Annotated in this window: 9 protein-coding genes; all 9 read left to right on the top strand. The window is 36.2% G+C overall.

Annotated elements, in window-relative coordinates; all coding sequences use genetic code 11:
* Positions 1–3 precede the first annotated feature (3 nt).
* The 9 genes from nrfD to ACPX19_RS03780 all read left to right on the top strand — a co-directional run bounded on the left by nrfD (position 4) and on the right by ACPX19_RS03780 (position 11,568).
* Positions 4–1,740, top strand: coding sequence for an NrfD/PsrC family molybdoenzyme membrane anchor subunit (gene nrfD, locus ACPX19_RS03820; protein WP_426431595.1), 1,737 nt, complete (start codon positions 4–6; stop codon positions 1,738–1,740).
* Positions 1,741–1,748: 8 nt separating this feature from the next.
* The gene (locus ACPX19_RS03815; protein ID WP_426431594.1) at positions 1,749–2,288 is read left to right on the top strand and encodes a DUF3341 domain-containing protein; all 540 of its coding nucleotides are present in this window, start codon (positions 1,749–1,751) and stop codon (positions 2,286–2,288) included.
* A 1-nt stretch (position 2,289) separates the two neighbouring features.
* Complete coding sequence (locus ACPX19_RS03810) at positions 2,290–2,850, top strand: c-type cytochrome (RefSeq protein ID WP_426431593.1); 561 nt, start codon at positions 2,290–2,292, stop codon at positions 2,848–2,850.
* A gap of 22 nt (positions 2,851–2,872) precedes the next feature.
* Positions 2,873–4,243: a quinol:cytochrome C oxidoreductase gene (locus tag ACPX19_RS03805; RefSeq protein ID WP_426431591.1), complete on the top strand. Its 1,371-nt coding sequence runs from the start codon at positions 2,873–2,875 to the stop codon at positions 4,241–4,243.
* Between the two features lie 25 nt (positions 4,244–4,268).
* Complete coding sequence (locus ACPX19_RS03800; protein ID WP_426431590.1) at positions 4,269–5,333, top strand: cytochrome c oxidase subunit II; 1,065 nt, start codon at positions 4,269–4,271, stop codon at positions 5,331–5,333.
* Positions 5,334–5,357: 24 nt separating this feature from the next.
* Positions 5,358–7,154, top strand: coding sequence for a cytochrome c oxidase subunit I (locus ACPX19_RS03795; protein ID WP_426431588.1), 1,797 nt, complete (start codon positions 5,358–5,360; stop codon positions 7,152–7,154).
* 68 nt (positions 7,155–7,222) lie between these two features.
* The gene (gene ruvB / locus ACPX19_RS03790; protein ID WP_426431586.1) at positions 7,223–8,245 is read left to right on the top strand and encodes a Holliday junction branch migration DNA helicase RuvB; all 1,023 of its coding nucleotides are present in this window, start codon (positions 7,223–7,225) and stop codon (positions 8,243–8,245) included.
* A gap of 36 nt (positions 8,246–8,281) precedes the next feature.
* Positions 8,282–9,208, top strand: coding sequence for a tRNA epoxyqueuosine(34) reductase QueG (gene queG, locus ACPX19_RS03785; protein ID WP_426431584.1), 927 nt, complete (start codon positions 8,282–8,284; stop codon positions 9,206–9,208).
* A gap of 71 nt (positions 9,209–9,279) precedes the next feature.
* On the top strand, positions 9,280–11,568 hold the full coding sequence (locus ACPX19_RS03780) for an NADP-dependent malic enzyme (RefSeq protein ID WP_426431582.1): 2,289 nt from the start codon (positions 9,280–9,282) through the stop codon (positions 11,566–11,568).
* The last annotated feature ends 10 nt before the right edge of the window (positions 11,569–11,578 follow it).

The raw sequence follows: 11,578 nt of genomic DNA, 5'->3' as shown, positions 1-11,578 counted from the left end.
ATTATGGCGTCTCATTACGAAGCACCTATTAGAAGACCTTTAGTTACCGGTGAAAAATCGTATCACGATGTTACAGTAGATGTAGCAAGACCGGTTGAAGGCAAAGCAAACAAAGCTTGGTGGATTGTTTTCAGTATTTCTTTGGTTGCATTCCTTTGGGGAATAGGTTGTATTATTTATACCATATCAACTGGTATTGGGGTTTGGGGTCTTAATAAGACTGTAAACTGGGCTTGGGATATTACTAACTTCGTTTGGTGGGTTGGTATTGGTCACGCAGGAACGCTGATTTCAGCGGTACTTTTACTGTTCCGTCAAAAGTGGAGAATGGCTATTAACCGTTCTGCAGAAGCGATGACAATCTTCTCAGTTGTACAAGCGGGTTTATTTCCAATTATTCACATGGGTCGTCCATGGCTAGCATATTGGGTATTACCAATACCTAACCAGTTTGGTTCTTTGTGGGTTAATTTTAATTCACCATTACTTTGGGACGTATTTGCGATTTCAACTTATTTATCCGTATCGTTAGTATTCTGGTGGACAGGTTTATTACCAGATTTCGCAATGATCAGAGATAGAGCTGTAAGACCATTTCAAAAGAAAATTTATTCTTTGCTAAGTTTTGGTTGGTCTGGTAGAGCAAAAGATTGGCAACGTTTTGAAGAAGTATCATTAGTATTGGCAGGTTTAGCAACTCCACTTGTACTTTCTGTACATACTATTGTATCGTTTGATTTTGCAACGTCTGTAATTCCAGGTTGGCATACCACGATTTTCCCACCTTACTTTGTTGCAGGTGCGATCTTCTCAGGATTTGCGATGGTAAATACACTTCTTATTATTATGAGAAAAGTATGTAGCCTAGAGGATTATATAACTGTACAGCACATCGAGTTAATGAACATAGTAATCATGATTACGGGTTCTATCGTTGGTGTGGCATATATTACTGAGTTATTTATTGCTTGGTACTCAGGTGTAGAGTATGAGCAATATGCATTCTTAAACAGAGCAACAGGGCCTTATTGGTGGGCATATTGGGCAATGATGACTTGTAATGTGTTCTCTCCACAATTTATGTGGTTTAAGAAACTTAGAACAAGCATTATGTTCTCATTCTTTATATCAATAGTTGTAAATATAGGGATGTGGTTTGAGCGTTTCGTTATTATCGTTACATCTTTACATAGAGATTATTTACCATCATCTTGGACAATGTTCTCTCCTACGTTTGTAGATATCGGAATTTTCATTGGAACCATTGGATTCTTCTTTGTGTTATTCTTGTTATACTCTCGTACGTTCCCTGTAATAGCACAAGCAGAAGTTAAGACAATTTTAAAATCGTCTGGTGAGCGTTACAAAAATATAAGAGAAAGAGGAGACAGCTTAGTAGGTACAGGAGCAGATTCTAGAACATCAAATCCTGTTGGATTTGTAGCTGCACCTTCAAAAGAAAATACATCAGTTGACAATTCAGAAAAAGTAAATAATCTTCTAGGAACTATTGGTTCTTTTGACGCATCAAAAGAAACGGCAGATGATTTAAAGAAAATCAATGGTGTTGGTCCTAAAATGGAAGAAGTACTTAACAGTATAGGTATATACACATTCTTACAAGTAAGTAAGATGACGAAAACAGAATATGACTTGTTAGACTCAATTACAGGCTCGTTCCCAGGAAGAGCAGAGCGCGATGATTGGGCTGGACAAGCAAAGAATTTATTAAATAACTAATATAGTATATGGAAGCTTCAAAAGTAATTCATGCTATTTATACAGATGATGATGTATTAATGTCTGCCCTAAAAAAGGTTAAGGCAGAGAAGCATCACATCGAAGAAATATATACACCTTTTCCAGTTCATGGACTAGACAAAGCAATGGGCTTAGCTCCAACTCGTATTGCAATAACTGCATTTATGTATGGCTGTGTCGGTTTAACAGTTGCTATTGTAATGATGAACTTTATAATGATTAAAGATTGGCCGCAAGATATTGGTGGTAAGCCGAGTTTTAGTTATTTAGAAAATATGCCTGCGTTCGTTCCGATTATGTTTGAGCTTACGGTATTTTTTGCGGCTCACCTAATGGTAATTACATTTTATTTAAGAAGTAGAATGTGGCCATTTAAAAAGGCTGAAAATCCAGATCCAAGAACTACAGACGATCATTTCTTAATGGAGATTGCAGTTCATAATAACGAAAGCGAACTCACTTCATTACTTCAAGAAACAGGAGCTGTTGAAATTAATATAGTTGATAAAGACGAAGATGCACATTAATATGAAGACATCATTGAAATATATAGTAGTATTAGTTTTATTGGTTGGTTTTGTGTCTTGCCAGAAAAACTCGAGACCAAACTACCAATACATGCCAAATATGTACGAATCAGTAGGATATGAAGCCTATCAAGAGTCAGATGCTTTTGCAAATGGTGTTGAAGCTCAGTTGCCTGCAGAAGGAACAATTCCAAGAGGTGATTTTATGCCTTATGAAATTGAAGACACTAATGAAGGGTACGATTTAGCTAAAGTAAGCTTAAACAGTCCTCTAGATTCTACTCAAGTAGATTATGAAAAAGGAAAGGTGCTTTACGATATTTACTGTGGAATTTGCCATGGTGCTAAAGGAAATGGAAAAGGAAAATTGGTAGAACGCGAAAAAATTCTTGGTGTACCTAGCTACGACGATGTCGGAAGGGCTATTACCACAGGTAGTATTTACCATGTCATTTATTACGGTAAGAACACAATGGGTTCTTATGCCAATCAATTGAACGAAGAAGAACGCTGGCAAGTAGTTGCTTATGTTGAAAAACTTAAAGCAGATTTAGAAAAATAAGATTTAGATAAAGATTATATAGATGGAATATAAAATTTCAAATCGATTAAAAATGGGTGCTATCATTATGATGGTACTCGGTTTGATAGGTGTTGCTTATGGATTCTATGATTCTCATGGATATACTGAAGAGAATATTACAGAGAAGTTAGCCGCTGCAGATCATGAACATGGTAGTGCTCATGCTACCGAGGCTCACGAAAATGCCCATGCAGAAACGGGTCACGGAGAAACTGCCGCTCATACTGAAGAACATCATGGTGAAGAAGCCCACGGATCTCTCACAGAACACGAAGAGCATGCGCTTCATCAAATTCACAACAGACCTTGGGCAGCGCTCTATGTTGGAGCATTCTTTTTCTTTATGATTGCTTTAGGTGTACTCGCCTTTTATGCCATACAATATGCTGCACAGGCTGGTTGGTCACCGGTATTGTTCAGGGTTATGGAGGGTATCACGGCTTATGTGTTACCTGGTGCTGTAATTGTATTATTGATTGCCGTAGCTTCTGGTACTATAGGGCACTATAATATTTTTGTTTGGATGGACCCTGAAGTTGTTGAGCATGATAAACTAATTCAAGGAAAATCTGGGTATCTAAATTTAACTTGGTTCATCATAAGAGGTATTATCTTTATCTCCGGTTGGGCATTGTATAGACATTTTTCGAGAAAATTTTCTATTGCCCAAGACAGTGCTGACGATAACAGAAATTTCAAAAAGAATTTTAGAATATCAGCCGCTTTCTTGGTATTCTACATTTATACAGAGTCTATGATGGCCTGGGATTGGGTAATGAGTGTAGATCCTCACTGGTTTAGTACGTTATTTGGATGGTATGTTTTTGCAAGTATGTTTGTAAGTGGTATTACTGTAATTGCGATGATAACTATCTACTTAAAATCTAAAGGATTATTAGAATTTGTAAATGATAGTCATATACACGACTTAGCTAAATTTATGTTTGGTATCAGCATTTTCTGGACGTATTTATGGTTCTCTCAATTCATGTTAATCTGGTATTCAAACATTCCAGAAGAGGTAACCTATTTCGTTACTAGAATTGAACATTACAAACTACCATTCTTTGGAATGTTAGCTATGAATTTTATTTTCCCATTATTATTGTTAATGAACAGTGATTACAAGCGTATTAATTGGTTTGTAATTATGACAGGTATAGTAATTCTATGCGGACACTATTTAGATGTTTTCAATTGGATTATGCCTGCAACCGTAGTAGATAGATGGTTTATTGGTATGCCAGAAATAGGTGCTATCTTGTTATTTGGTGGATTATTCTTATTTATTGTATTTACAGCTTTAGGTAAGGCTCCATTGTTAGCTAAAGGAAACCCATTCATGAAGGAAAGTGAACATTTCCATTATTAATATTTAAAAAAGAACAGAAATAATAATGAGAGCTTTATTAGTAATTATAATTGTACTCTTTGTAGTCGTTGCTATTTGGCAATTGATAAAGATTTTTGACTTAGCTCAAGTAGGCGCAAGTAATACTCAGGTTGCTGATGATAAAGACAATAAGTTAAACGGTTACCTAATGATGGGCTTCTTAGCCTTCATATATATCATTACAATACTTTGCTTCTGGTATTTAGGTGATTTACCATTGATGTCTAACTCTGCTTCAGAACATGGTCCTGGTATAGATAGCCTTATGGCTATTTCTATGGTTGTTATCTTTATTGTTCAAACAGTAACTCAATTTTTATTACACTACTTTGCCTTCAAATACAGAGGAGAAAAAGGTAAAAAAGCATTGTTTTATGCAGATAACAATACCTTAGAGGCAATATGGACTGGAATTCCTGTAATAGTTTTAGCGGGATTAATAATTTATGGATTATTCACTTGGAATGATATTATGAACGTTGACGATCAAGAAGATCCTTTAGTTGTTGAACTTTATGCACAGCAATTCAACTGGAAAGCAAGATATGGAGGTGAAGATAATGTACTAGGAAAAGCAAATGTTAGGTTGATTGACTTAGATAGAGCTAACATATTAGGTGTTGATGAAGGAGACCCTAACGCTCAAGACGATGTCATTGTAACAGAATTACACTTACCAGTAAATAGACCAGTGTTGTTTAAAATGCGTTCTCAAGATGTATTACACTCAGCTTACATGCCTCACTTTAGAGCGCAGATGAACTGTGTACCTGGTATGGTAACTCAATTTGGTTTTACTCCAACAGTAACAACATCAGAAATGCGCGAAACTGAGGATATGAAAGATAAAGTTCTTAACATTAATAAAATAAGAACTGAAAAAAGTAAGGAGTTAACTGCAAATGGTGAAGAGGCTTTAGAGCCTTATGAGTTCGATTACCTTTTAATCTGTAATAAAATATGTGGTAAGTCACACTACAATATGCAAATGAAGATTATTGTAGAAACAGAGGAAGAGTATAATGCTTGGATGGCTGAGCAGACCACTTTTGCAAAATCATTGAATTAAAAAATTAGAAAAAGAGAATAGATTATGTCAGCAACAGTAGATACACACAATCACGACGATCACGACGTACATCATCATAAAGAAACTTTCGTGACTAAATATATTTTTAGTCAGGATCACAAAATGATTGCTAAGCAGTATTTAATTACTGGGGTTATTGTTATGGGTATCATAGGTATTTTAATGTCTTTAATGATACGTATGCAAATTGCATGGCCAGAGCAACCAAATGCTGTTTTTCAAGCTCTACTTGGTAAGTGGGCACCAGAAGGTGTTATGGATGCTGATATCTATTTAGCATTAGTGACTATACACGGAACTTTAATGGTTTTCTTTGTGTTAACGGCTGGGTTAAGTGGTACGTTCAGTAACCTCTTAATTCCATTACAGATTGGCGCAAGAGACATGGCTTCAGGTTTCTTAAATATGGTGTCTTATTGGTTATTCTTTGTGTCATGCGTTATAATGATTTTGTCTTTCTTTGTTGAGATGGGACCAGCTGCAGCTGGTTGGACAATTTATCCACCATTGAGTGCATTACCTATGGCACAACCAGGTTCAGGTACAGGTATGACCTTGTGGTTAGTGTCTATGGCCATATTTATCGCATCGTCCTTACTAGGGTCATTAAACTATATTGTTACAGTACTTAACCTTAGAACAAAAGGGATGTCAATGACCAGATTACCATTGACGATTTGGGCATTTTTTATAACAGCAGTCATTGGTGTAATTTCGTTTCCAGTGCTTTTATCAGCAGCATTGCTTTTAATTATGGATAGAAGTTTTGGCACATCATTTTTCTTATCTGACATATTTATTCAGGGTGAAGTATTACACTATCAAGGAGGTTCACCAGTATTGTACGAACACTTATTTTGGTTCTTAGGTCACCCAGAAGTTTATATTGTTTTACTTCCAGCATTAGGTATAACTTCAGAAATTATAGCTACAAATTCAAGAAAACCAATCTTCGGATATAGAGCCATGATTCTTTCTATTCTGGCAATAGCATTTTTATCTACAATAGTTTGGGGTCACCACATGTTCGTATCTGGTATGAACCCATTCTTAGGTTCTGTATTTACATTTACAACACTATTAATTGCAATACCTTCTGCGGTAAAAGCATTTAATTATATAACCACACTATGGAAAGGTAATCTACAGATGAACCCAGCTATGCTATTTTCAATTGGATTAGTATCTACTTTCATCACAGGTGGTTTAACAGGTATTATTCTAGGCGATAGTGCATTAGATATTAACGTTCATGACACGTATTTCGTTGTAGCTCACTTCCATTTGGTTATGGGTATATCTGCTTTGTATGGTGTTTTTGCAGGTATTTATCATTGGTTCCCAAGAATGTTTGGAAGAATGATGAATAAAAACTTAGGATATATCCACTTTTGGATAACTGCTGTTTGTGCTTATGGCGTGTTTTTTCCTATGCACTTTATAGGAATGGCTGGTTTACCAAGACGTTACTATACAAACTCTAACTTTCCATTGTTTGATGATACAGCAGACACACAGGTAGTTATCACAGTGTTTGCTCTAATCGCTGGTCTTGCTCAAATAGTATTCTTATATAATTTTATAAGCAGTATTTTCTATGGTAAGAAAGCTGAGCAAAATCCATGGAGATCTAATACTTTAGAGTGGACAGCTCCTGTTGAGCACATGCATGGTAACTGGCCAGGTGAAATACCACATGTACATCGTTGGCCATATGATTACAGTAAGCCAGGTCATGATGAAGATTTTGTGCCACAAAACGTGCCAATGAAAGAAGGTGAAGAAGAATTACATCACTAACTTTTAAGACATATAATATTAGAAAGCCTTTCAATTTAAGAAAGGCTTTTTCTTTATATTTGTTTTGTATGAATGAAAACTTAAATCCATCTAACGACAATTATAGTTCCGAAGAGCTTGACTTAGAAAAAAAGCTAAGACCCTTATCCTTTAATGATTTTACAGGACAAGATCAGGTGTTAGAGAATTTGTTAGTTTTTGTTCAGGCAGCAAATTTAAGAGGTGAAGCTTTAGATCACACATTATTCCATGGACCACCTGGATTAGGTAAAACCACATTAGCTCACATATTAGCAAACGAGCTAGATGTGAATATAAAGGTGACATCAGGTCCTGTATTGGATAAACCAGGTGATTTGGCAGGTTTACTAACCAATTTAGAGGCTAGAGACGTTTTATTTATTGATGAAATCCATCGATTGAGCCCAATTGTAGAAGAGTATTTATACTCAGCAATGGAAGATTACAAAATAGATATTATGATAGAATCTGGACCAAATGCCAGGACAGTTCAGATTAATTTAAACCCATTCACCTTAGTTGGTGCAACCACACGTTCAGGGTTGTTAACAGCACCTATGAGAGCACGTTTTGGTATAAGTAGTCGTTTACAGTATTACAAAACAGATTTGCTCACCACTATTGTGCAACGAAGTTCATCAATATTGAATGTACCTATTTCCATGGAAGCTGCAATAGAAATCGCAGGTCGTAGTCGTGGCACACCTCGTATTGCTAATGCTTTATTAAGACGTGTCAGGGATTTTGCACAGATAAAAGGAAATGGTAAAATAGATATTGAGATTGCTAAGTTTGCACTAGAAGCATTAAATGTAGATGCACATGGTTTGGATGAAATGGATAATAAAATCTTAACCACAATTATAGATAAATTCAAAGGAGGTCCAGTGGGCATTACAACCTTAGCGACAGCTGTGAGTGAAAGTGCTGAGACCATTGAAGAAGTCTATGAGCCTTTTTTAATTCAACAAGGCTTTATAATGCGAACACCACGAGGTCGAGAAGTGACTGAGCAAGCCTATAAGCATCTGGGTAAAATTAAAGGATCAATACAGGGTGGTTTGTTCTAGCTAGATTAATTCTAAACTTTGTTTAGACCCTTCATAATGATAAACAAAAAATCTAAATACACACAACTTATAAAGACCGAAGCAAAACGCCTCGGTTTTTTGTCTTGTGGAGTCAGTAAAGCTGTATTTTTAGAAGAAGAGGCACCACGGTTAGAATCTTGGTTGAATAAAAATATGCATGGTGAAATGCGTTATATGGAGAACCATTTCGATAAGCGCTTAGATCCAACACTACTTGTAGAAGGGTCAAAAAGTGTGGTGTCATTACTGTTAAATTATTATCCAAGCCAAGAACAAACAGCTAATAGCTATAAGCTATCAAAATATGCTTACGGTACAGATTATCACTTTGTGATAAAGGATAAGCTTAAATTATTGTTGGCTTTTATTCAAGAGGAAATTGGTGACGTACATGGACGAGCGTTTGTAGATTCAGCTCCAGTATTAGATAAAGCTTGGGCTGCAAAATCTGGTTTGGGTTGGATCGGAAAACACTCAAACCTATTAACCCAAAAAGTGGGTTCCTTCTATTTTATTGCTGAACTTATTATTGACTTGGAGTTAGAGTACGATACACCCGTCACTGACCACTGTGGTACTTGTACGGCTTGCATTGATGCCTGTCCAACTCAGGCCATTACAGAACTTTACGTTGTAGATGGTAGTAAATGTATTTCCTATTTTACAATAGAATTAAAAGACAATCTACCAACAGAACTTAAAGGCCAATTTAATGATTGGATGTTTGGCTGCGACGTTTGCCAAGATGTTTGTCCTTGGAATCGTTTTTCTAAATCTCACAACGAACCTTTATTTAATCCACATCCAGAATTGTTGTCAATGACAAAAAAAGATTGGGAAGAGATTACAGAAGATACGTTTAAAAAAGTGTTTAAGAAATCAGCCGTAAAGCGAACTAAGTTTTCCGGATTAAAACGAAATATTGAGTTTTTAAAAGATTAATTTTATAAAAGCATAGATTTTTTCAGTCGATTATGCATTTATGTATCTTTGCGGCTTAATTAAGATTGATTATGAGCAAACAAAGCAAGCGAATAGAAGCCCTCTTATACCACGCTAAACCAACGCCAGGAAAGATAAAAGTTGTGCCTTCAAAAAAATATGCTTCCCAACGTGATTTATCATTGGCATATTCCCCAGGAGTGGCAGAACCTTGCTTAGAGATAGAAAAGGACATCAACAACGTCTATAAATATACAGCAAAAGGAAACCTAGTGGCTGTAATATCTAATGGAACAGCAGTTTTAGGCCTCGGAAATATTGGTCCTGAAGCTTCAAAACCTGTAATGGAAGGAAAAGGTTTGCTCTTCAAGATTTTTGCTGATATCGATGTTTTTGACATTGAGGTTAATACAGAAAATGTTGACGAATTTATTGAAACGGTTAAAAATATTGCACCAACTTTTGGCGGAATTAATCTTGAAGATATCAAGGCGCCTGAAGCCTTTGAGATAGAACGTCGATTAAAGGAGGAATTAGACATTCCTGTCATGCACGACGATCAGCATGGTACAGCAATAATCTCAGCAGCAGCATTGTTGAATGCTTTAGAGCTAGCTAAAAAGAATATTGAAGATGTAAGAATAGTAGTCAGTGGAGCAGGTGCTGCAGCAATTTCGTGTACAAGACTTTATAAAGCCTTTGGTGCTAAAAGTGAAAATATTGTAATGTTAGATAGCAAAGGTGTTATTAGAAAAGATAGGGACAATCTTACATCTCAAAAAGAAGAATTTGCAACAGACAGAAAAATAGATACTTTAGAGGAAGCCATGAAAGATGCTGATGTATTTATTGGTTTATCAATGGCTGATGTTGTATCTCCTGAAATGCTGAAATCTATGTCTGCAAACCCGATTGTGTTTGCAATGGCTAATCCTAATCCAGAAATAAATTACGATTTAGCTATCGATACTAGAGAAGATATCATTATGGCTACTGGTCGTAGTGATCATCCTAATCAGGTGAATAATGTTTTAGGCTTTCCTTTCATTTTTAGAGGTGCTTTAGATGTACGCGCAACAAAGATTAATGAAGAAATGAAAATGGCTGCTGTTAAGGCATTATCACAATTGGCTAAAGAACCAGTGCCAGAGCAAGTCAATTTAGCCTATAACGAAACAAGATTAACTTTTGGAAGAGATTATATCATTCCAAAACCTTTTGACCCAAGACTAATTGCTGAAGTGCCACCTGCAGTAGCAAAAGCGGCGATGGAAAGTGGTGTAGCTCAAGAACCAATTGAAGATTGGGATCGCTATAAAAATTCACTTTTAGAACGATTAGGCTCTGATAATAAGTTGGTGCGCCAACTCTTAGGTAGAGCACGTACCAATCCAAAGCGAGTTGTGTTTGCTGAAGCTGACCAGCTTGATGTTTTGAAAGCCGCTCAAATTGTATATGAAGAAGGTGTAGCAGAACCAGTGCTTTTGGGTAGAAAAGATACGATTATAGAGTTAATGTCTGAAATAGATTTTGAAGCAGATATTGAAATCATCGATCCAAAATCTGACGATGAAACCGAGCGCAAAAATCAATATGCTAAAGCATACTGGGAAAAGCGTAAACGACAAGGAGTAACTCTATATTCGGCCCAAAAAATAATGCGTGAGCGGAATTATTATGCAGCCATGATGGTAAATGTTGGAGATGCAGATGCACTTGTAACAGGCTATTCGCGCAGCTATCCTTCAGTTGTAAAACCAATGTTGGAACTCATTGGTATGGCAGACAAGGCTTCTAGAATAGCAACAACTAACGTAATGATGACGCAACGTGGACCTATGTTTTTGAGTGATACAGCAATAAACATTGACCCAGATGCTAAAGATTTAGCTAGAATAGCAAGAATGACATCAAGAGTTGCTAGAATGTTTGGTATAGAGCCAGTAACAGCTATGATTTCATATTCTAATTTTGGATCTTCTGAAAATCCTAGAGCAAGAAAAGTTCAGGATGCTGTTGCGTTTTTACACAAGGCTTATCCTGATATGGTAGTGGATGGAGAACTACAAACTGACTTTGCTTTGAATGCAAAAATGCTTCAAGATATTTTTCCGTTTTCCAAATTAGCAGGTAGAAAAGTCAATACTCTTATCTTTCCGAGCCTAGATGCTGCAAACATTACATACAAGTTGCTAAAAGAGCTTAATAAATCAGAGTCAATAGGGCCAATTATGATGGGTATGGCCAAACCTGTTCATATTCTTCAATTAGGAGCAAGTGTAGATGAAATCGTTAATATGGCTGCTATTGCTGTTATAGATGCTCAGGAAAGGGAAAAACGTAAGCAAAAGAGCAATTAGTCTTACATAG

Origin of the sequence: Winogradskyella sp. HB-48, from assembly GCF_049942685.1 — a bacterium.
Classification (GTDB): Bacteria; Bacteroidota; Bacteroidia; order Flavobacteriales; family Flavobacteriaceae; genus Winogradskyella.
Note: the sequence above shows the minus strand (reverse complement) of the source record. Positions and strands in the feature narration are given on the sequence as shown.